Origin of the sequence: Pseudoalteromonas sp. ECSMB14103 (assembly GCF_000813065.1) — a bacterium.
Classification (GTDB): Bacteria; Pseudomonadota; Gammaproteobacteria; order Enterobacterales; family Alteromonadaceae; genus Pseudoalteromonas; species Pseudoalteromonas marina.
In genome coordinates this window covers 37,805-61,060 of the sequence record NZ_JWGY01000010.1, presented here as the reverse complement: position 1 = coordinate 61,060, position 23,256 = coordinate 37,805, and the positions used below count along the sequence as shown (strand labels likewise).

Below are 23,256 nucleotides of genomic sequence, written 5' to 3'. Positions count from 1 at the left end.
AATAACAGAGCTTAATTAAACAATTACGTGACATTTGTAAGCAACTGTTACAAATGTGCATTAATTATACTTCTCGCAATTACTCGTTTAATTATAAATTAGATTATATAGCCATAAAATTATATTTTGTTACAAACTTTTACTATTTAAAATCAATACATTAAATAAAAAAGGTATTATTTCATCGATTTGTTGTACGAAACAAATTGAAATTACGTACAGTAAAAATAAATTAACAAACGAAAAGATGACATTATGAAATTAACCACCCTAACTCTTGCGCTCAGTATTGCCCTAAGCGGCCATGCTTTTGCCGATGACAAAAAAGACGAAAAAAAACCAAAAACATTAAGTGAAATGATCAAAGGACAAACCGAATTTGCCGGTATATTTAACCTTTATCAGGACGAAAAAACGGGTAAGCACTTAATGGTCATTAACGAATCGCAGCTTGATACTCCTTTCGTTTATTTTGCTCATACTGTTGATGGGGTCACTGATGCAGGTCACTTTCGTGGATCGTACCGTGAAACCAAACTCATTGAGTTTAGAAAGTACTTCGACCGTATCGACATTATAAGTAAAACACCTCGTTATAAATTTGACGAAAACAGTGCCATTTCAAAAGCCAGCAATGCAAACATTAGTGAAGCCGTACTTGCGAGTATTAAAATAGAAAAAGAAGAAGACGGTAAAATTGCATTTAACGTCAATAAGTTATTTTTAAGTGAAGCACTTCATAAAGTATCTCCTACTATAAATCCCGCAGATAAAAATGCGAAAAAACGTTTTAAAGTAGGCAAGCTAGACAGCAAAAAATCGCGCATTATTAAACAGCGTCCTTACCCTAATAATTTAGACGTTGTCGTAGATTACGTATTTACCAATGCAAGTCCAACCGTTCGTGGCTCTGGCGCAGTAAGTGACCCGCGTAGTGTTTCTGTGAAGGTTCAGCATTCATTTGTAGCACTCCCACAAAACAACTACCAGCCTCGTTTAGACGATGCGCGCATTGGTTATTTCACAAACCAATTTGATCAAATGACGTCAACTGATTGGACGCCTTACGAAGATGTAATTAAGCGCTGGGATTTACAAAAGAAAGACCCAAGCGCTGCACTTTCAGAGCCTGTAAAACCAATTACATGGTGGATAGAAAACACCACGCCAATAGAGTGGCGTGACACAATTAAAGACGCTGTACTTGCATGGAACAGCTCTTTTGAAAAAGCAGGCTTTAAAAATGCTTTAGAAGTAAAAATACAACCTGATGATGCCGACTGGGATGCTGGCGACATTAATTACAATGTACTGCGTTGGACCTCATCGCCTAAACCACCATTTGGTGGCTACGGGCCTGCACTTGCCAACCCGCTAACAGGCGAAATACTGGGCTCAGACATTATGCTTGAGTTTGTATTTATGAAAAATCGCTGGATTTACGACACCCTTTATACACAAGGCGCTATGAGCCACAGCAATAGTACACATACTGGTGAATTAAACTGCTCATTAGGTCATGAAATTCAACAAAACCTTATGCTTGCAAAAGGCTTAGCTGCTGGCGATAGCATTGAAGAAAACGAAATGATACGCCAAGGATTAACACAGCTTATTCTGCATGAAGTAGGTCATACATTGGGCCTTAACCACAACATGAAATCATCTATTTTGTGGAATGAGAAAGAAGTGCACGATAAGAGTAAAACCCAAGGTATCGTAACAGGCTCAGTAATGGACTATGCACCGGCCAATATTGCACCAATTGGCATGCAGCAAGGGGATATTTTTCAAACTAAACCAGGCCCATACGACGACTGGGCTATTAACTACGGATACAGCGTAGCGCTGGCTGATGCATCTGCCGAGCAAGCTCGCCTTAGTAAAATTCTTGCGCGTTCTAGTGAGCATGCTTTAGCGTTTGGTAACGATGCAGACGATATGCGCGCGCCGGGCCGTCATATCGATCCCCGCGTAATGATTGGCGATTTATCATCAAACCCAGCAGCGTATGGTGCAGACCGCATGGCACTTATTAATAAACTGTTTACTGAGCTTAAAGATAAAGCCACTGTTGAAGGCGACTCTTACCAGCAACTTGTTACCTCAGCTAATAGCTTATTTGGTCAGTACAGATCGCAGGCAGGTATTGTATCTCGCCAAATTGGTGGGGTTTATGTAGAGCGTGCCGTTGTAGGTGATGCAAACGCCGACAAACCTTTCACCCCGGTGCCGATTGAAAAACAAACTCAAGCTATGGAAATTCTAGCCGAGTACGTGTTTGCACCTGATGTGTTACAAAGCATGCAACCGCTTTATAACTTCATGCAGCAACAGCGCCGCGGGTTTAATCACTATGGTAAAAATGAAGACCCTAAACCTCACAAAATGATTTTGGGCATGCAAAAGTCTGTGCTTGCACAACTATTGCACCCAGCCGTTTTACTGCGTATTTCAGATACCGCTTTATACGGAAACGAATATAGCTTAAATCAATTTATGGGGGATTTAACCGCAAGTATTTTTGTTAAAGACGCAGAGGCCAGCTCAATCAGTCACAATTTACAAATTGAATATGTAAACCAACTGATTGCAATTGCAGGTTTAGGCAAACCAAGCAAATTCGATAACCTCGCTAAAACAGCCGCGCTTTATCAGTTAACCGAAATAGCGGATACAAGCCTGTCATGGGGCGCAGATACTGCAGCCAAAGCCCATAAAAAGTATATTGATCGCTTAATTGCAAAAGCACTAGAAGCGTAAATAGTTGTAACAAAAAAAGGCCACATTGATTGTGGCCTTTTTTATAAACTTAATTCCTATCACCATTAAAGGTAAATTGTGCCTTTTAAATACCTAACAGCATGGCCTGTTAAAGTTACCGTTGACTCCCCAACATCGCACTGTATATGACCACCTCGGCTAGATGCCTGATAGGCAGTTAATTGTGTCTTCTCTAACAGTTTTGCCCAATATGGAGCAAGCCCTGTATGAATAGAGCCCGTGACATAATCTTCATCGCCACCGCTGGCAGGCCAAAAATAACGAGAAACAAAATCGTATTCATCACTAGGCGCAGTGGCAACTACATCGTGTGGCGCTAGCGTTTTTAAGAGTGCCGAGTCGGTATTTAAGCTCTTTACTTGCTTAGCCGATTCATAAACAGCAAAGTAAGCTTGACGATTTTTAAGTACCTCAATAGGTTGTATAGACAGCCCATTTAACAGTGCCTGTGGCGGGTTTTTAACCTCTACAGGTGCTTGTTTAGGGAATGTCATGGCGAAGCTGCCATCATTGTTTTTAATAACAATAAGCTCACCCACTGCATCAGCGATAAAGCGAATTTGCGATACATTATGTTCTTCACATAATACATACGCAGCAGCCAAAGTGGCATGGCCACAAAAGTCTATTTCCATTAAAGGTGAAAACCAACGAATAGCAAAACGCCCATCGGTTTGCCTACAGGTAAACGCAGTTTCAGATACGTTGTTTTCAGCGCCTATGTTTAGCATTAGGTCATCATCCAACCACGACTCAAGTGGGATAACAGCTGCATAATTGCCTTTAAATAAAGCGTGTGTAAACGCATCAATTTGGTGAATAGTTAATTGCATTAGCTTCCCTAGTATTTTAAATACACGCCGAGGGTAATAAATCTTTTGGCACTGAGGTTTTATTTTCACCAATCGCTTTCATACCTGTGACTGGCTGATCAAAGCCGCATAACCAAGAAATTGGGCTAGAGGGGCTGCCCTCAACAACTGCTGGTCTAAACGTTAATGTGGTATTTTGTAAAGGCCGAGATGCTTTGTTACCTAAAGCAATATGTATGGCACCGTTTTTAATAGTAATTCCCGTTACTCTATTCCCTATTAAGTATTGACTAGCAGGCACACCCGCTTCTTCATTATTATTAGGAAAACGTTTATTCTCGAGGTAATACACTGTTACGTCTTCTCTTATTGCAGCAGCCATAGCAAGGGGATCAACAAGCTCTGCCTTTTGCATGTATTTACTGTATTGAGGCAATGCTACAGCGGCCAAAATACCAATAATTGATACAACCACCATTAACTCTATGAGTGTAAATCCTTTTGCTTTCATAATACTTCTCCAAACATAAATAGTGGTTTATAGGCCGCTGATACGAACAAATAAATAGAGACAACAATCACTGCACCATAAACGATTATAAGTTTATTAATAAAGTATTTTGCGCGCTGATTAAACTGTTTTAACTGCTGCTGTAACAGTACTTCAAACTCATTTTGAGCATTTAACCCCAGTGCTTCACACTCATATAAATGCTTTGTTTCTGTGGTTGTAACACCTGAATTTACTGAGCTTAATGGAAAGAATAAAATAGCAGTTAGTGTTTCGTAGTTTTTGACTAGTTTTCGTGGGAAAAACACTTTAAACAAGCCTGAAAACGGCTTTAACTCACTTAATATACTGGCGTTTTTGAGCTTTAAAATTACGCTAAGTATAAAGCTAAGCAGCAAAAATAATAATATGATCGGAACATACCAATAGCGAAAATAGCTATCAAAGATATTGTGATCATGTTGTTGATCCATGCTGTACATGTCTATAAATGCAGGGACAACAAAAAGTTGGTAAAGAAGAGAGGATAAACAAAAAAACGCAAAAACAAACGTCAAATAAACAAGCCAGCCTTTATGCTCAAATTTAAAATCGTTGATTAATTTGGGTAAGCACTGGTAATAAGTTGCACTTTTTTGTGCGGCTGCTTGGTCTTGCGACACAACACCTGCAACTAGCGCTTTTGCAAGTTCACTATCGTCGTTATTGCCTTGATATATGCTTAGGCTCGCCTTTTCACTTAACCTTAGCTTATCGCTTTTGTTTAACTGTGCTGAACTATTTATTCGGCACAAATAGCCAAATTGCTCCCAATTCATACTCTATCCTTTGAATAACGATAAAGTAACATGCCATATATTTACCTAAATATAAATGAAAACATTAAGCCATTATCGGTCGCATTTTATAATATTGCATACAACCAAACTGCACGGCATTAGTCAGCAACAACATGATAAACATAAGTAAGTGTGAAGTACTTGGTGTGGTATTTGTTAACTCAACAACTAAGCCACAAATGCCCGCTATGAACTGCAAACTAAAATAACAAGCACTTAAATTACTTACATCACCTGTGCGCAGCGTTTTGTAGGTTTGTGGCATTACGCGCACTGAGCTCATCACCAATCCTACATAGGTAAGTGCGTTGAGCACCCATGCGGTATCAAAGTTTGGACTTAATAACAGCGAAAACGGCATAAGCGAAAAGCCAAGCATAAGCACTAACTGAAGCCGTTCTTGCTTTGCGGCGTTGTAACGGGCAAAAAAGTACAAGATCAAGCCGCTTAATACGCCTGTTACAAAAAAAGGTAAAGCAATAAAGTATCGCTCAAAATAAATGTTATACGTTATGAAATAGAGACTCTGTGCGACTCCAAATGTCATCATCAGCAAAGATAAACCAGAAACACTTCTGTTTTTTCTAATTTTATTTAGCAATGGTAAAAAGCTAAAAAGTAAAATAAATGAAGACAAAATAGGCAAATAGTGCGCCAAAACAACCTCGCTGTTACATAACGGTTACTTTAATTACTTAATAAAAACATTTATTAAACATATGTTTTAAAAGGCTTTTACTGTGAGCGCGGCATTGTAGAGTGAAGTTAATTTAACTCAACTAAACAGCAAAAACCCTTTCAAGGAACTGGAAACTTATATTTACAAAATATGTTATGTAATGTGCACAGTTTATTAATTTCCCGAATACTTACTCAATTACTATTAAATACAAATAACAATTGATATCATTTGTATATAGGTGAATTAGATAACGATAACCCATGAGAAAAACACTTTTCAAAATTCATAGCTGGATTGCTCTCATTGCAATTATTCCATTAATTGTAATAAGTATTACTGGCAGTGTGCTTGTATTTAAAAGCGAGATAGATGGCTTACTTATGCCCGAAAGTCATTTTGTGATTAGCACTCAACCTGAACGTTTGAATATGGATGAGTTAATTTCCATCACTCAGAACGCTTACCCTGAGTATGTCATTGGTAGCTGGGAAATTTTTAACGACGATACTGCTGATCGGGTTTACTTAATCGAGCGCGAGTCGCAAGTTTGGTATAAATTTCATTTAAATCAATATACTGGTGATATTTTGTCAACTCCCGTGGGAACGAGCCATTATTTTACAGATTGGTTTTTAGAACTCCATTACACCTTTTTACTCAATGATTTAAAAAGCTTACCAGGCCAAACAGGCACCGTTTTGGGGTTCTTTTTTGCTTTATTTTTATTGGTGCTTGGAATAACCGGCCTCATTATTTACCGAAAGTTTTGGCAACGCCTATTTACCGTGCGTTGGCGCGCAACATTACAAATCGTATTAAGTGATATTCATAAAATGACTGGTGTTATTGGCTCACCTATTTTAATTGTTTTAGCTATAACCGGTGGATATTTTAATGGTGCCGTTTGGTATCACGAAGTACTTGAACACGCTGAAGAAGAACATCATGCCCTAACCAAAAACCTGTATAGCAAAAATGTTTCCTTCCAAGATATTTTAGATGACAGCAAGCGACAAATAGCCACGTTCAACAGCACTTACTTGGTTATGCCATTAGAGCCTGATGACAACATTACTGTATTTGGTGAAGTAAATTCTAATAACCCACTGGCAAGTGAATACGCTAATACCGTTTCGTATAACAAAATCACTGGTGAGCATATTGCCAATTGGGATATACGCCAAGTAGGTCTTGGCTGGAAAGTGCTAGACAGCTTTCGTAAGCTTCATTTTGGTTATTTTGCTGGCCTAATAAGTAAAATACTGTGGAGTGTTATAGGGCTAAGCCCACTATGGCTAAGTGCTACTGGCTTTTACTTATGGTTTACACGCCGCAAACGTAAAAAACAATCGCAAAAAAATCGTCATAATAAACAACGTATAATAACTTCTTGATTAAAAAGTCACCTCAATGTAATGTTAAAAATCACATTGAGGTGGCTTATGAAATCTATAGTATTAGTTACATTATTTTTGGTATTTTTAAGTGCATGTAAAAGCACTCCAACAACGCCTACAGTTGAGCAACCCCAGCTTACTGCGCTTATTAATCACACCCGCTTTAAACAAATAGACACTCCCAGCGAGTTGAGTATTTTTGAATTGCCAAACGCCGAAAAAAAACGCTTTTTAGCTTATGCCGACCAGCAGCAACTAAATGGTGTTAGAACCGATCGTATTATTTACAACTATTTAGAAAATCAACTTAGCGATTTTAGTTATCATGGTGACACATTAACTTCTTCGCAAACTCTGACTCGCGCACACGGCAACTGTATTAGTTTAGCGGTTCTTACACAAAGTTATGCAAATGCGCTGGGGCTAGAAACAAGCTTTCAAGAAGTTACTAGTGAACCTGTATACGCAAAAGAAAGTGGAATGGTCTATGTAGCTAATCATTTTAGAACCATGGTATATGCACCAAAAGTTGAGAAAAAAGATAACGTTATTCAAGTTTTTCGCCCAGGTACCCTTATTGATTATTTTCCTACACGCGGTAGTTTTTATTCTGGCAGCGCCAGCTACAACGACTTAGTGGCTAAATTTTATGGCAACTTAGCAGCTAAAGCATTTGCTGAAGAAAATCTTAACGCTGCTTATTCTTTTATTTTACAAGCCAATAAATTTACCCCGAATGATCCTGAGCTTTTTAACATGGCGGGTATGTTACATCGCCGTGCGGGAGATTTAAAAAACGCAGAAGTAATTTACGAAACAGCAATAAACAATAATTTATCGAGCGTCAATTTAGTTAATAACTATCAACTATTAGCTAAACAACTTGGTAAAACTGTACTTGTAGAGCAACTAACCAGCCAATTAAATTACAAAGAAAGAGATCCTTATGAACTGCTTGCTCTAGCAAAAAACGAATTACAAACCGGTTATATTAATCGAGCAAAAGACCACTTAGAGCTCGCTTTATTTAAAGCCCCCTATATCTCTGAGTTGTACCTTGAGCTTGCTAAAGTTCGCTACCAGCAAGGTAAAACTGAGCGTTCAAAGCGACTTCTCAAAAAAGCAATTGAATACGAACGAGACGATAAAAAGTTAGACGTATATCAAGCCAAATTGTTGTCGCTACAATATAAATAGCAGGCTAAATTGAACTGTGGTTAATCGATTTACTACCCACAGTTCAGATTGACTCATTAAATTTATTTAAAGCGAATAATAAAAGCTCAGCCATGCACGCATTTCATCATCAAAGCTGCTGCCCTCAACACGCGACACCCCCACATTAAATGTTAAATCGTTAACACCCGCAGGCCCCATGCCAAAGCTAAAGTCACCTTGATATTTTAAACCGTAACTTTGTGCATAAACGCTGTCATCTAATTGATGCTGAGTGTAATAAAGCCATGGCATACCTTCTTTATAAGTAACTCCGCCGCCATATCCTTGGTAACGCTCGGCAGTTGCACTATAAAAAGGCAGATCAGCAGCCAGCACAAATTCACTATTGTAGTGTTGATTTATAAGATTGGAGTTAAACCCGCCTAGCGCAAGGCGTGCATCGTCTCGCTGCTTTTGTGTAAAGTTGATGTACAAAGGAGCGTTATACACCTTACCAAATATGCTCGCATCGAGATCATAACCTTGCCAATTGTTTTCACCTTTACCTTCGTACCAACGAGCATTAACACGTTGTCCTATAGCAAACGTTTGGCGGTCATATTGCCAACTTTGAGCAAAACCGACACGCGTCCAACGAGTATGGCTTTGTTTGTAATCAGTATAGTTATAAGCAAGCTCAGGGGTTAAGCTTAATTGGCCAAACTTAAGTGGATAGCTCATTGCTACAAACCCACCAAGAGCATCTATTTCGTTATTTAAATTGCTTGGGCTTAAAGCTTGATATTGGCGTAAGGTATCTAAGTTGTAGTCATACAAAGCGAGTTTAAACTTAACATCAAGCGCATTGTATTTAGCGTTTACAAACCCGCCATGTAATGCATTATCGTTTAAGTCAATGCTATAACCGGCTTGCAGGTCTAGCTGCTTTAATAAATCACTGCTTTTAATACCCATACTTAATACGCTGGTCGATGCAGAATAATACTGAGAACCCAACGCAAAGGTTGCATGCTGATCAAATATTGCATAATCGCGCTGTTCGCCAGCCTCTTGCGCGTATACTTTAGCCTCTGGCAATGTGTGCTCATTAACCATTAATAGCGGGGCTTTGCTATTAGCAGCTAAATCGGTCACCGTCGTTTTAATACTGGTATTCGCTAGGCTTTTTACATCAGGGCCGTCGGCATTAATCGATAAATAAAGCAGCGTTTCATCTTGCATTTCAATGGGGTGAGCAACCGCTTCTTGCCCATGTGTTAAACGCTTTAGGGTATTACTGGCTATATGATAATTATAAATATCAGTCGTTTTATTTAATCCCGCAACAAAATAGATTGATTCGCCATTGTCACTAAAGCTAGGTTGAGTTAAATATTGATACCCGTTTGGCATAGGTACAGGCCGGCTAATACCACCATCAACATCTTGTATATACATTTGCCAGTTTTCGTTTAAAGAAGCTGATAAATAAACTAATTTTTTATTATCGGGGCTGAGCGTGGGGTAATCGTATGCAGTATTTAAGCTTTTTTTGAACAACGGCGTTATGGTACCGGTATTAATATCTACTTTTACTAATTCAGAATAACCATCACGTATTTGCTCTGCATACACTGCTTTACCGTCGCTTGTTGCATTAAAGCGTCTTAGCCCTGCAAACTCGGTTAGCTTTTCTACGTTGCCGGTTTCAATGTTATAGCTAAATATATCAGACACCCGATTATAAATACCCGACTCTTCAGTACTATAAGCATTAAAATACAGCGTCGTGCTATTTACCCATTGAGGGTTGGCTATACCTGCCCGGTTTATTTGATTAAGTATTTGTTTTTGTTCACGCTTAAACACGCTCGGTGGCGTATCTGGTATATCGAGTGGGTCTTGCTTAATTAACTCATTTTGTGCCTTTTCAAAGCTCTCCATCGCTTTGGTGTTATCTTCGGTGCTATAAATAACGAGCTTAGTATTACGCTTGGCATCACGCTCAACTATTGCAAGCTTACTGCCATCATGTGAAAGTGCTGGATTGCTTGCGTATAAATCAAGCTCTAGCCATAGCTCACTATTGAGTGGTTGCTCTCCTTGCTCTTGCTGCATGGCCTTATACGTATATTCAGCAATAAAACGGCGATATAACTTCGCCGCGCTTTGGCCAAACACACCTTCAAATGCTTCATCAAAATCACGCGACTTAACTGCCTGCATTCGGGTCCATACACTATCTAGTATTTGCTCCGAAAATGTTTGCTCTAGCCAATATAAAAACCGACTGCCCATCAAATAGGCCATAGAGCCACCCATAAAGCCATTATCACTATTCAATTGTCCATAGGTTGGTAGCGCACCTTGTTGAGCAAATTCACGCAATATCGACTCAGAGTAATTATCAAATAAGCGCCCTCGTCCGGTCATTTTAGATTCAATTAACGTTGCATACCCTTCAGCAACCCAGCGCGGCGTATCACTGTAGGTTAAATCGTAAATATCCCACAAACCGCGCACTTTTTGCTGCCAGTGGTTGCGTGTAGGCTGGGCCAAATGCACTAAATGAATGTATTCGTGCAACACCAGTAACTGCTGCCAACCAGAACTGTTTGAAATCACCGTATCAGACTGCGGTGGGGTAGTAAAAAGTGCCATTACTGGGTTGCTTGATGTAGGCAAGGCAAACCCGTTCGCCGCATTTAAGGGGTCAAACACGACAACATCGACTATTTCATCGAGTGCACGATTTTGTTGTTCAAGCACTTTCGTGCGAACAATTTCAAGTTCAACCGCGGTCGATTTAGCAAAATCAATATGCTCAATGCTGTAGTGCACATTAAAATGCTCGGTATGAATGGTTTGCCAATCCGCAGCGAACGCGGGGGCAGCGAGCAACAAAGCTGAGGCAATGAGTGACTTTTTCACAATAATCCCTTAAGTAGCATTTTCAATAATGCTTAGAGTATTATTAAACTCACTGAGTTTGCAGTAAAAAAGTGTAATAAAGCATGTGCAAATGTGTTTTCGCACATACTTTATTGTTTGCAGAAATTACATCCAACTACGAGTGTCTGACTCAGCCTGTTTAAGCGTAAAATCAATCACAAAATCAGCGTCTTGCTCTTTTATGTATGGCATAAACGCAAAGCCATGAGCAAGTTGTATATACAGGCTTTTCAATCCTGATCTCCGCATTAAATAGGTACTTTCGCTACTAGCACTTTGTACTTTATATAGTTCAAACACGCGATAATGTACGCCAATCATGCCTTTACGTACAACCATGTAAAATCGGCCATCATCTTCATGTAAATAGTAACCATAACGTTGATACGACAAGGTAACCAAGCCTGCAAATACAGCAAGCACACCCACGCTGATAAGGTAATTAAACTCATTAAAATAACAAAAAACAGCCACAAGTAAGCTAGGTAACAATGCATACAAGACTAAGTTTTTATACCAAAGTGCTCGCTCTGCCTGCTTAAATGCCAGTGCGCTGTTGTTAAACCACGGGTAAATCCACTGGCATACGCTGTTTACTTGCTCGTTATTTAATACAGGTAAAACTAAGGTTTGTTTATTTTTTTTAGCGGCCATACCCGCCATTGCACCACCGCTACTCGCTTGCAAAAATTCAACGGTAAAGCGCTTAAGTAACCGGGCAATAATATTTTGCTTAATGACAATCGACTGCACTTTGTCTAAGCTCATAGATAACTGGTGGCGCTCTAATAAACCGGCAATGCGTTTAAACTTTTTACCTTTAAAATAAAGCTGATAATTATAAAACCGAATAAGCGACATTCCCACCGAAAGCAAAACAGCAATAAGTACCACAAGTACAAACATTGTGAATATAGCAAATAACGCTGCACTGGCTACAAGGCCAAGTTCTTGCTCGTAAAAGCCTTCTACTTTTGTGATTAATTGCTTTTCAAGCACATCGGCTACCACATTTATGAGTGGTGCAATGGCGGCTAGCGCTAAAATAGCCATGTTTGACATTAAACCAAACTTGGCTATTTCTTTGTTTGAAATAAACAAACTACTTTGCTCAGTAGCCTCGTCTGTTTCTACTTCACTGTCTGGCTCAAGTTGCTGCTGGGCCTTGTAAGCAAATATTTGCTTTCGCATTTGCTCTGCGTAACCTTGGGTTACGCCCGGCAATACAGCTTCTTGAGCCGCGCTACCTGCCGCATCAAAAATACAATTAACCAGCGTTACTGGTTTAAAGTAAAAAGGCTCAGCAATATTTACATTTTGTACTCGCTCAAATTTAAGCGTTAAACGTTCTTTTTTAAAAACGCCTTTATTGAGTAGTATTTCGTTATCGCTTGAAATACAAAATCTAAAGTTTCTGTAATATAAAACCGAGTATAAAAGCAAAGCACTTACAGCTACTGCTGCTGCAATTTGCCCCCAGAAGAGTTTGTTTTCTACTTGTGTAACAAATACAAAACCAAGCGGTAATAGGTTAAATATACCGTCGCGCACAAAACGCACACCAAAATGGACAACAAAATACACAAGTGCCCAAGGCGATACTTTTTGCCACAATTGCGCCTGGCCAGCATCCGTTTGTGTAGTATGAGGTGTAAAATCACTCATCGGCTGGTACAGCCTGAGTAGACGTTTGTTCTTGGCGGTAATCTTGAACAAACTGGCGCATATTTTTACAATCCGTGTGTGTAAGCCCGCTTACCTGCAAATCGGCACTCATACCACCGGCGCTATACAATTTTAAACTGGCTAAACCCAGCTTTCGCTCGATAGGGCCGCGGTGTATTTCAATGTGCTGCACGCGCGCTAGCGGTAAAATAGTAACCCGCTGCCAAATAATTCCTTTTTTAAACGCAATGTCGTGCTGACGCATAGCCACACCTTGCAATTTAATGCTCGCAACGCTGTAAAGCATAGAAGCGAGTATTAAAATAGGCATACCAATTAATAAATACGTTTGCGCGTTATTCGCAAAATTCTCGTTGAAGTAACAAATTGCGGCTAATATTGCGCTAAAGGGAATATAAAACACTAACCAGTTAAGTTGTGCATGCAGCAGCGCTTTATCGGCAAGCGCTTTAAATTCAATGTTTTTATGCTGTGGTAAATCCGTTATTTGCTGATTGTTAAACACACTATTTCCTATACTGTTTTTATTATTTTATTCGTACACAAAGCCTAATTAGGCATATCTTATTATGCCCATTCTATAGATGTTACCAACGTATGGCTTTGCTGTGGTGCAAGGGTAACCGCATCATCTAATACATTGGCGGCTTCTAGGCATAACATGGTTTTGTATTCATCGTCAGCAAAATTAGACAAGCGCTTTGATTTTTCAATCCACGGATTCCAAAGCACACACGAACTAGAGTTTGCTCGCCCAACTTTAATAACGCCCTCGGGGGTATTTATGTATTGAATAGGTGCAGCTTGGGTGTAAACCATGTCGGTTTCACGCTCAAACCCAACAACCGCTTGTTGTGTAAAAGGCCCTTTAGCAAATTCAACATATTGTGCGCTCTGCAAGCCGTCAACGTGTGTATTAGTAATATCTGACGTTGGAAAATATGTATGCAATGCTTGTGTATAGCTAAATGCCGTATTGCCTAAGTTTGTTGTGGTTAATCTCACCTCAAGCGAATCATTTAAAACAAATTCCACCTTCAATGCCGACTGATGCGGCCAATATTCAGTGTTCACCAACTTCATGGGTAGCTTTAAACTCACCGTAATACATTCTTCAGTTTCATTAACCTCATCAGCTTGCCACAAGCTGGTTCGGGCAAAACCATGTGCGGGCCAACCAGCGTTAGCGTGTGTCCCAAACCAAGGCCAACAAATAGGAATACCACCGCGAATACTCATGCCTTCTGAGAACGTCTCATTACCCGACACCCAAATAAGAGGTTGCTTACCCTTAGGTGTAAATTGCGTAATTTGGCCACCTTGCAAAAATATTTTTGCATTGCACAAATCACTTTCAATATTAATAAATTCAAGACCGGTTTCGGTGTGTTCAATACTCACTGATGGCGATAATTTCATGCCTTTCCCTTTAATATTAATAATCACAACGTTCAATACTCTTACATATAACGTAAAGTATAAACCAATCAAATAAGTTTTTGCTTATTCAGACAATCATTGTGAGCATATTGATAGTTGTATATCATGCACTTACTTAATTTACACTTTAATTAATTACACACTAAACGCATAAAATGAATTGTAAAAAAAGCAATTTGAGCCGTGTATTTAATAGTGCAAACGTAGCTAAAATGCTTAACTAAGCACTCCCACCTATTAAAAACCCTTAATTAAAGGGGTATTGCTTTAAGGTAAATTAGTTTCTACTCTAATTAATAAAAACGAGTAACAGCAGTAAAAAATTAAATTTTTAATTTGAATTCAATTTATTTGATGTGTAACATTTCGCGATTATGGCAAAGCATCGCTTTTCGACGAGATAAACACATGCAAAAATATGACGAGTTATTGGTATCTTTACGTAAAGTGATCCGAGCGATTGATTTACACTCAAAGCAACTTAATAAAACAGCCGGCTTAACTGGCCCACAACTGCTTATAATGCACGAAGTGTCTCAAACTGATGGCATCACTGCTAGCCGCATTGCACAAAATGTAAATTTAAGCCCAGCGACCGTAACTAATATTCTCGACAGAATTGAAAGCAGAGATCTGGTCACACGCGTTCGAAGCCAAATGGATAAACGTCGAGTGAGCTTACACCTCACCGAAAAAGGGAAAGAATTACTACTTAAAGCCCCTCAACCATTACAAGAACACTTCATAGAAAAGTTTTCTGGTCTGGCTGAATGGGAGCAGTCTTTATTACTTTCATCTATGCAGCGTATTGCAGCCATGATGGATGCAGATAAATTAGATGCATCTCCCTTACTTGAAGTGGGCGCACTTACACAAGCGCCTAAAGAATAAAAAACGAACAATAAAAAATATAATGGTTTTGTACTAAGCTCTTAACCCAAGGTGTTATTAATATCTTGGGTTTTTATTTTTAACCAAACGAAAAGAAGCAGCTAATATGACCAAACTCTCAAAATTATCGCTCGCATTTATTTTAGGTAGTGTTTCGAGTACTTCTTACGCCACCGATATCGACACGCTTCAAAGTCAATTAAAACAACTACAGCAGCAAATGAAGCTGCTTGAACAAAAACTAGTTGAAGAAAAATCTAAACAGCAAAAAATTAACGAAAAACACCAAGAGCAAGTTGCACTTATCGAGAAAAAAGCTGACCAAAACGTTGTGGTGGCAGAAGCTCCGAAAGAAAAAAGCAGCGGCATAAAGGTAGGCGGTGCTATTCGTACTAACTTTAGTTATGCATCGTATGATGACGATAACGAAGATCGCGGCGGCGACTTCGATTTTGACGTTTTTAGACTTAATTTTTCTGGTGATGTAGGCGACGTTATTCTTAACGCAGAAATTCGCTTTTTTGATTACATGACCGCAGTAAAATATGCTTATGCAGCGTACGATTTTGCAGACGATTGGCAAGTACAAGCAGGTATCACCAAAGTACCCTTTGGTAACTGGCCTTATAATTCGCACAACTGGTTTTTTAACACCACCTATTACATCGGTTTAGAAGATGATCACGATTTAGGCATCATGTTTAAACGTAAAATTGCAGATAACTGGCAATTAGATCTCGGCTTTTTCAAAAACGATGAGCTTGGTGGCGTAGATGGCTACGTTGACAACCGCAGCGATCGCTATTCATACGATGTAGTTGGCGTAAGAGCCCCAGAAGACGGCATTTACGCAGAACCTGCAACCCAAATAGGCGAATACAATACGTTTTCGGGCCGTTACGGTTACCATTTTGAACATGACGGCGGCACAACCGAGTTAGGTTTTTCTGCGTTATCTGGCGGGTTACATGACGGTAATGACCGCGCAGGCGACTATTATGCATGGGCTATGCACCTAAATAGCAATATTGATGCATGGAACTTTCAGCTTCAACATGGTGAATACAACTACGACATAGATAATATTGATCGTATGGCCGTAGGTGCTTACTCGTTTTACGACAGTATTGCCGCAGAAGCAACCATGACCAATGCAAACATCGCTTACAGCATGCCAGTCGAGTGGGGCCCAGTGACAGGCCTACAATTTTATAACGATTACGGGATTATCTACGATAAATCTGACAACAGCGCAGATACGTGGATGAACGTGACCGGTGTTTCTGTAGCCGCTGGCGGCTTGTTTACCTACTTTGATTTTGTACATGCAAAAAACCAACCTTTCGTTGGTGGATCTATTGCCGGTGACAGCAGCGAAACAGAAAAACGCTTTAATATAAACATTGGTTATTATTTTTAATAACTAGTGTTTAGTCTACAAAAAAGGGCATACTGGGTATGTCCTTTTTTATTGGAATAGCGTTTTAGCTCTATAATAAATGTAAAATTGGCCTACACTTTAAATTAGTCGCCACTCACTATAGCGTCGTCAATGAATATAAAATCGTCACTTATCTGTTACAAAAACATAGGGTTAAAAATGCTAGGCTTAACCTTAGTGGCGCTAGGCATTGTAGGCATTATGCTTCCAGTCATGCCCACGACTATATTTTTTATTTTGGCGCTCACTTGTTTTACTCGCTCATCACCTGCACTTGCAAATTGGTTACTTAATCACCCTCGCTATGGTGTTACCTTGCAGCAATGGCAAGCTCATAAAGTGGTACCAACCAAAGCTAAGTACTTTGCCGCTATTGGTATGCTTACTGGCTTTATACTTTTACTTAATTCAACAGCACCTATTTGGGTTGTATACCTTGTAGCAGCAATAGAAATTGCGGTTATGATTTACCTTATTTTAAGACCCTCACAACCCCCTCAGCACTAAACCTCGTTTAAACGCACTAACATTTAGCCTGAATTCAGGTTATTTAAAATATTAATGTAAAGTTACGTAAGTAAATTTGTAATAAGTAATGCAAATCATTATCATGTAATAAATTTTATTACATTAAATTATTTATGTCGTTTATTAATAAGCGAGCTTTGTACAGTACAAGCCGTGCCCTACATATTTATATTTCTACCGCTTTGTTTTTTTTACTCATTCTATTTTGCGTTAGCGGTATTGTACTTAACCATGTTGACTGGCTTAAAAACGATAAAAGTAACGGGCAAGTCACCGCAACTATTCCAGCTGAGCTTGTAACTAAAGCCAACGCACAGCTAAATACACTGCCTTCGCTTTACCCAGAAATAGAAGCTTATCTAGCTACACAATACTCACTCACCAAGGTAAAAAGTATTGAATGGGAAAAAGAAGACGCACTTGTCATGCTCGACTATCCCCTTCCGGCCGGTTTTGCTTACGCTGAGCTTGACTTTACAACTGGCGAGCTAAACCTCGATTACCAAACAGGCGGCTTTTTAAGCCTTATTGGCGATTTACATAAAGGTCGCTACACCGGTGAAGTGTGGAGCTGGGTAATTGATATCTCAGCGGTATTGATGATTATTTTTGCCATCACCGGCATGATTATTTTGTTTCAAAACAGAAAAAAACGCTTAGCAGGTATATGGATAACCGTTTTAGGCATCGCAACGCCATTGGTTATTTATTTATGCTGGGTACCACAAATTAAAGGAGTGTCTTAATGTTAAAAGTTAGTACTGTATTTAGCGCAGCATTATTAATGGTTGCCGCACTATTTCAAACAACGGTTCAGGCACAAACGCCACAGCTAGAGATTGAACTCACCCTACCCGACCTTGATGTACAACCTTATCATCGACCGTACGTTGCTGTGTGGCTAGAAACACCAGAGCGCAAACACGTAACAACGCTTGCGCTTTGGGTTCAAAAAGCCGAGTGGTTTAAAGACTTACGCCAATGGTGGCGTAAAGCAGGTAAAACCAATATTAACTTTGACGGTATAAGTGGCGCCACTAAGCGCGCTGGTACTTATACAATTGATTGGCAAGGTAAAGATTTAGACGGCAACGCCGTAGCACCTGGTAAATACCTTTTAAATATTGAAGTTGTTCGTGAAGAAGGAGGCCGTGATTACAAACGCCTCGAACTCGATTTAACAAAGCCAGGTAAAATTACCATCGATGGTAAAAAAGAGTTTTCAACCAGTTTTGTTACCGTAAACGCTAAGTAGTAGCTATTTATAATTCGAATTTAAAGGACAGAAAAATGAAAATTAATTTATTAAAAACAGCATTAATTGGCGCACTTAGCTTATCAGCGCTGGTATCTACATCAGCCAGCGCACATGGCCGTTGGTTATTACCATCACACACCTCACTTTCTGGCGATAAAGCGCATTATGTAATGATTGATGCGAGTATTTCTAACGAAATGTTTGCCCCCGACAAAGCCTTTAAGCCAAAAGAGAAAGACGCTCAATGGGACGACACATTACTCATGGCGCTTATGCCAAATGGCGAGCCGGTTAGCGACACTATTCGTGCTTATTACTTAAAACGCAAAAGCTCAGCCGCAGTTAGTTTAACTGAACAGGGCACCTACCACATTGCAATGACACAAAAGCCAATGTACATGACCTTTTATAAAGATGAAGAAGGTAAACGCAAACGTGTATTTGGCAAAAAAACAGACGCTAAATTACCTAGCAACGCTCAAGGTGTACGCACCACTAAAGTGATTTCAACGGTAGACACGTTTGTAAGCCGTAACGGTACATCTAAGCCTGCATTATTAGGTTTAGGCCTTGAACTAAGTGGCCCAACCCATCCAAACGATTTATTTGTAGGCGAGCAAGCGCGTTTTCAATTACTACTAGACGGGAAGCCTGCAGGCGAAGGTATCGAAGTAAATATTTTAAGAGGCGACACTCGCTACCGTAACGAACGTGGCGAAGTAAAAGTAACCACCGATAAAAACGGCTTCTTTACAACAACATGGAACGCACCGGGTATCTATTTAATTGAAACCGCCACTGAAGTTGATGTAAATGAAGAAGGCGTAGACTCAGGTCGTTATGCATTATTTACAACACTTGAAGTTGCGCCTGAGTAATTTTTTAGGCATTTATTTAAACGTATTTTCTAAGCCAAGTTTTTAACTTGGCTTTTTTATGCTTATCACTTTTTTTCAATCTCTCTTTTACTTTTTATTGATTTCGCAACCATTCGCCACAAGATTACAACAGTAACGATCTAATCGTCTGTAACGTACGTAAACAGTGGCCTTACTTATTAAAAACGTGAATAACATAGATGGTTTTTATCTTTGCACGTAGTTGAGCGCTTCTATATGATTCGCTCCTTTTTTAAACTCACCAAAACAACGACGTTCTTAAGGAACATAAATGACTTTTAAGCGTTTATCAGCCAATAAATTAGCACTTAGCCTGGCCGTAACCTCTGCACTTGGCGGCTCTTTTGTTACAGCTAATGCAGCAGAGCAAGATACTCAGGCACAAGAGAATATCGAAGTAATCTCAGTAACAGGTACTCGCCGTAGTTTGCGAAGCATTGCTGAAAGCTCAGTGCCGGTAGATATTATCACTAGCAGCGACATGGCAAGCACAGGCCAACTTGAGATTAGCCAAGTTCTTGCCAACCAAGTGCCTAGCTTTAACTTTCCAAGTGCCACTTTAGGTGATGGAACAGACCACGCAAAACCTGCTGTACTGCGCGGCTTAGCGCCCGATCACACTTTAGTACTTATCAATGGTAAACGCCGTCACTCTGGCGCACTTTTAAACTTAGCGGGTGTTGTAGGCAGAGGATCTACTGCGGTAGATTTAAACATGATCCCTACATCAGCCATTAAGCGCGTAGAAGTACTTCGCGATGGCGCTGCAGCGCAATACGGCTCTGATGCCATTGCTGGGGTGATTAATATTGTTTTAAAGGATGCCTCTGAAGGCGGCAGTGTAAGCGTAACCTATGGTGAATACGACACACAAATGGCGGGCGCACCGAACTTAGAAAGCATCTATGCAGATGCAAACGGCGACCTTGCATTTAACCTAGGTGATGACCGCGAAATTAGCGATGGTGCCACACGCACAATTAGCGCTAACTCTGGATTTGCATTATCAGACAGCGGCTTTGTAAACGTATCGATTGAATACCGCGATAACAGCCCAACACAACGCTCTGGTTTTGATCCTCGCGAGCAATATAGCCGCCTTGACGATGGCAGCCTAGACCCGCGCGAATTTACTATTGACCGTTACAACCATCGTTTTGGTAAAGCTGACCTTGAAGATTACGCTTTATTTTACAATATGGGTTACGAGCTAGATAACAGCCTTAACCTGTATTCATTTGGTAGCTACTCAAAACGAGAAGGTAACTCAGGTGGCTTTTACCGCCGTGCGCAAGACAGCCGTAACGTATTAGCACTCTACCCAGATGGCTTTTTACCGCAAATTGAAACCGATGTTGAAGACTACTCATTTGCCCTAGGTCTAGAAGGTGAAACAGGCGACTGGACATGGGATGTAAGTACCAACTATGGCCGCAACGACTTTGCATTGGGCGTTGTAAATAGCTTAAATACGTCTTTGGGTGCCACCAGCCCCACCGAATTTGATAACGGCGCACTAGTTTATGACCAATTTATAGTCAATGGTGATGCCAGCACAACCCTTGATTTAGGATTACCTGACGACGTATTTTTTACTCTAGGTGCTGAATACCGCCACGAAAGCTATAAAATAGAACAAGGTGAAGAAGCCTCTTACATTACTGCACTTGATAGCAATGGCAACCCAATTGCTGCCGGTGGCGCGCAGGTACTTTCGGGTTTTGGTCCAGAAAGCGTAACCGATGAAAGCCGCCATAACGTTGCACTATTTGTTGAGTTTGACACTTACCTAACCGACAACTGGAACATGGTTTTAGCAAGCCGCTACGAAGATTACAGCGACTTTGGCAACACCTTTACCTCAAAACTTGCAACACGTTACAGCGTAAACGAAAACTTATCGCTACGTGGGGCAATTAGCACAGGTTTCCGTGCACCATCGCTTGCACAAAGCTCGTATCGCCAAATTTCAACCGTACTTGAAAACAACCAAGCGTTTGAAGTAGGTCTATTTCCAACAGATGCACCCGCAGCGCAAGCCCTTGGCGCAAAACAGTTAGACGCTGAAGACTCAGTTAACTTAACTGCTGGCTTTGTTTACACCCAAGGTAACTTTAGCTTAACGGTTGATGCCTACCGTATTGATATTGATGACCGTATTGTACTCTCGGAAAACTTAAGCGGTGCCGCAGTACAGCAAATTTTAGCGGATGCTGGTGAGTTAAATACCGAAAGCGTACGCTACTTTACTAACGCAATCGACTCGCGCACGCAAGGCGTAGACATTGTTGCAACTTACCTACTTCAGTTAGATAACTTTGGCGATTTGCGCTTAAACGCAGCGGCTAACTTTAACGACACCGAAGTGACACACGTTGACGATAATCCTGAACAACTAAACTCTTTAGGTGACGACTACGTTGTATTTGCACGCCGTGAAGTAGGTCGTTTTGAAGAAGGTACACCAGACAACAAACTGAATCTGTCGGCCGTGTGGAACTTTAACGAATGGCAAACAACGTTACGTGCAACACGTTACGGTGAAGTTGCTGATATTTCCACAACAAGCGATCGAGATGAATACCTAGACGCCAAATGGATAACCGATTTAGAAGTGGCATATCGTCCTAATGACGAATGGAAATTTGCACTGGGTGCCAATAACTTATTTGACCAATACCCGCAAGCTACGGTCGATAACATTGGTTACTCTACCTTTAGCCAAATATTCCCGTACACACCCTATACACCGTACAGTTTAGATGGCCGCTTTTTATACGGTAACATTACTTATAGCTTTTAATTTGTATAATTAAAACCAGTCGTTAAAACAAAAAGGATGCGCTATGCATCCTTTTTATTAATAGTTAGTAATTTTAACCACTAATTAGTCTTTTAATTTTTAGCAAAAAACCAAATTCATTATAAAACAAACACTTAAATTTAGGCCCCATTATTGCTCTAGTCTTGTTATATTAACAAATAACGTCACATTAAAAGGACTAACCATGAGCTCATCAACTGTATCTACCATTGCTAAACCACTTTCGCTAATTAGCGGTATTTTATTATTAAGTGGCTGCGTGTTTCATATTTCGCCAAGCGTTGCATCGGTAAAACAAACACAACAACTTACATTACCTAGCAATAACCTTGAATACCTAGACGTATTAAGCGGCGCAGGTTCACTTAAAATAATGGGCTCATCAACAGCAACCAGTATTAATGTTGACGCCACTATTTACACAGCCGATATTGACGACGAATACGAACTCACACTCGATCAGAGTGGTACTAAAGCAAAGCTTGTTGCCCAAAATACAAGTAATAATGGAATTAGCTTTTACAGCGGTCAATCGCCAAGCATTAATTTAGTGGTCACAGTCCCTAACAACCTTAAGCTAGATATTGATGATGGCTCGGGCGATATAACTATTAACGCCATGACAAATAATATTGATGTAAAAGATGGCTCAGGCAGCTTATCAATCAATGGCGCTAAAAATTTAAACATAGACGATGGCTCGGGTGATATTTCGCTTCAAAGCATTACCGGCAACCTAGAGCTTAACGATGGCTCAGGTAGCATTACTATTAATAACGTGAATGGCAATGCAAATATTGATGATGGATCAGGCGATATGAGTGTAAGCAATGTACGTGGTACATTAACCGTTGAAGACGGTTCGGGCAGCATAGCAATACAACATATTAATGGCGCTGTAGACGTTGAAGATAACTCAGGCGACTTAACCATTGAGCATGTTGATGCAAACGTTACCATTGAAGATGGTTCGGGCAGTATTCGTGTTAATCATGCAAAATCATTGACTATTACTGAAGCAGGTTCTGGCGATGTAAGCATTGATAATGTGAACGGCCCTGTAAAATACAACCAATAAGATCAGGTGTATCACCTCAGCTTTAAATAATAAAATGCACTTAGCATGCGCTTAAGTGCATTTCTTTTTAAAAACT

At 40.0% G+C, this 23,256-nt stretch carries 19 protein-coding genes; 11 read left to right on the top strand and 8 right to left on the bottom strand.

Annotation, left to right across the window (positions count from 1 at the left end; translation table 11 throughout):
• Nucleotides 1-255: 255 nt before the first annotated feature.
• The gene (locus tag RF53_RS15265) at nt 256-2,763 is read left to right on the top strand and encodes a zinc-dependent metalloprotease (protein ID WP_039038186.1); all 2,508 of its coding nucleotides are present in this window, start codon (nt 256-258) and stop codon (nt 2,761-2,763) included.
• A gap of 65 nt (nt 2,764-2,828) precedes the next feature.
• Here the strand turns inward: RF53_RS15265 and RF53_RS15260 are convergent, their stop codons facing one another.
• From RF53_RS15260 to RF53_RS15245, 4 genes are all read right to left on the bottom strand, one after another.
• The gene (locus RF53_RS15260; protein WP_039038185.1) at nt 2,829-3,617 is read right to left on the bottom strand and encodes a PhzF family phenazine biosynthesis protein; all 789 of its coding nucleotides are present in this window, start codon (nt 3,615-3,617) and stop codon (nt 2,829-2,831) included.
• 16 nt (nt 3,618-3,633) lie between these two features.
• Nucleotides 3,634-4,107 (bottom strand): pilin, encoded by a 474-nt coding sequence (locus RF53_RS15255; protein WP_039038184.1) that lies wholly within the window; start codon nt 4,105-4,107, stop codon nt 3,634-3,636.
• Nucleotides 4,104-4,925 carry a hypothetical protein gene (locus RF53_RS15250; RefSeq protein WP_039038183.1) on the bottom strand — a complete coding sequence of 274 codons (822 nt, stop codon included), beginning with the start codon at nt 4,923-4,925 and terminating at the stop codon, nt 4,104-4,106. The genes RF53_RS15255 and RF53_RS15250 overlap by 4 nt, the downstream gene beginning before the upstream one ends.
• 64 nt (nt 4,926-4,989) lie before the next feature.
• Entirely contained in the window at nt 4,990-5,604 is a 615-nt protein-coding gene (locus RF53_RS15245; protein WP_039038182.1) for a SemiSWEET family transporter, read from the bottom strand.
• 284 nt (nt 5,605-5,888) lie between these two features.
• Between RF53_RS15245 and RF53_RS15240 the strand changes: the two genes are divergently transcribed.
• Together RF53_RS15240 and RF53_RS15235 are read left to right on the top strand one after the other, a co-directional pair.
• A complete protein-coding gene (locus RF53_RS15240) occupies nt 5,889-7,022 on the top strand; it encodes a PepSY-associated TM helix domain-containing protein (RefSeq protein ID WP_039038181.1) in 1,134 nt (377 codons plus the stop codon).
• A gap of 48 nt (nt 7,023-7,070) precedes the next feature.
• Nucleotides 7,071-8,222: a tetratricopeptide repeat protein gene (locus tag RF53_RS15235; RefSeq protein WP_039038180.1), complete on the top strand. Its 1,152-nt coding sequence runs from the start codon at nt 7,071-7,073 to the stop codon at nt 8,220-8,222.
• A gap of 66 nt (nt 8,223-8,288) precedes the next feature.
• On the opposite strand, the gene RF53_RS15230 is transcribed toward RF53_RS15235, so the two are convergent.
• From RF53_RS15230 to RF53_RS15215, 4 genes are all read right to left on the bottom strand, one after another.
• Entirely contained in the window at nt 8,289-11,114 is a 2,826-nt protein-coding gene (locus RF53_RS15230) for a TolB family protein (protein ID WP_039038179.1), read from the bottom strand.
• Nucleotides 11,115-11,240: 126 nt separating this feature from the next.
• Nucleotides 11,241-12,800 (bottom strand): PH domain-containing protein, encoded by a 1,560-nt coding sequence (locus tag RF53_RS15225; RefSeq protein WP_039038178.1) that lies wholly within the window; start codon nt 12,798-12,800, stop codon nt 11,241-11,243.
• Complete coding sequence (locus RF53_RS15220; RefSeq protein WP_008131910.1) at nt 12,793-13,326, bottom strand: PH domain-containing protein; 534 nt, start codon at nt 13,324-13,326, stop codon at nt 12,793-12,795. Before RF53_RS15220 ends, RF53_RS15225 begins: the two co-directional genes overlap by 8 nt.
• Before the next feature lie 62 nt (nt 13,327-13,388).
• Nucleotides 13,389-14,240, bottom strand: a complete 852-nt coding sequence (locus RF53_RS15215; RefSeq protein ID WP_039038177.1) for a D-hexose-6-phosphate mutarotase — start codon at nt 14,238-14,240, stop codon at nt 13,389-13,391.
• A 429-nt stretch (nt 14,241-14,669) separates the two neighbouring features.
• On the opposite strand from RF53_RS15215, the gene RF53_RS15210 reads away from it, so the two are divergent.
• The 8 genes from RF53_RS15210 (at nt 14,670) to RF53_RS15175 (ending at nt 23,180) form a co-directional block, all read left to right on the top strand.
• Entirely contained in the window at nt 14,670-15,152 is a 483-nt protein-coding gene (locus RF53_RS15210; RefSeq protein WP_008131907.1) for a MarR family winged helix-turn-helix transcriptional regulator, read from the top strand.
• Between the two features lie 106 nt (nt 15,153-15,258).
• Nucleotides 15,259-16,572, top strand: coding sequence for a porin (locus tag RF53_RS15205; protein ID WP_039038176.1), 1,314 nt, complete (start codon nt 15,259-15,261; stop codon nt 16,570-16,572).
• Nucleotides 16,573-16,704: 132 nt separating this feature from the next.
• Complete coding sequence (locus RF53_RS15200; RefSeq protein WP_006792518.1) at nt 16,705-17,100, top strand: YbaN family protein; 396 nt, start codon at nt 16,705-16,707, stop codon at nt 17,098-17,100.
• A gap of 134 nt (nt 17,101-17,234) precedes the next feature.
• A complete protein-coding gene (locus tag RF53_RS15195; RefSeq protein ID WP_039038175.1) occupies nt 17,235-17,867 on the top strand; it encodes a PepSY-associated TM helix domain-containing protein in 633 nt (210 codons plus the stop codon).
• On the top strand, nt 17,867-18,376 hold the full coding sequence (locus RF53_RS15190) for a DUF2271 domain-containing protein (protein WP_006792520.1): 510 nt from the start codon (nt 17,867-17,869) through the stop codon (nt 18,374-18,376). The genes RF53_RS15195 and RF53_RS15190 overlap by 1 nt, the downstream gene beginning before the upstream one ends.
• A gap of 35 nt (nt 18,377-18,411) precedes the next feature.
• Nucleotides 18,412-19,257 carry a DUF4198 domain-containing protein gene (locus RF53_RS15185; protein WP_039038174.1) on the top strand — a complete coding sequence of 282 codons (846 nt, stop codon included), beginning with the start codon at nt 18,412-18,414 and terminating at the stop codon, nt 19,255-19,257.
• Nucleotides 19,258-19,549: 292 nt separating this feature from the next.
• Nucleotides 19,550-22,081 carry a TonB-dependent receptor plug domain-containing protein gene (locus tag RF53_RS15180; RefSeq protein WP_039038173.1) on the top strand — a complete coding sequence of 844 codons (2,532 nt, stop codon included), beginning with the start codon at nt 19,550-19,552 and terminating at the stop codon, nt 22,079-22,081.
• Nucleotides 22,082-22,286: 205 nt separating this feature from the next.
• Nucleotides 22,287-23,180 carry a DUF4097 family beta strand repeat protein gene (locus RF53_RS15175; protein WP_039038172.1) on the top strand — a complete coding sequence of 298 codons (894 nt, stop codon included), beginning with the start codon at nt 22,287-22,289 and terminating at the stop codon, nt 23,178-23,180.
• Nucleotides 23,181-23,256 lie beyond the last annotated feature (76 nt).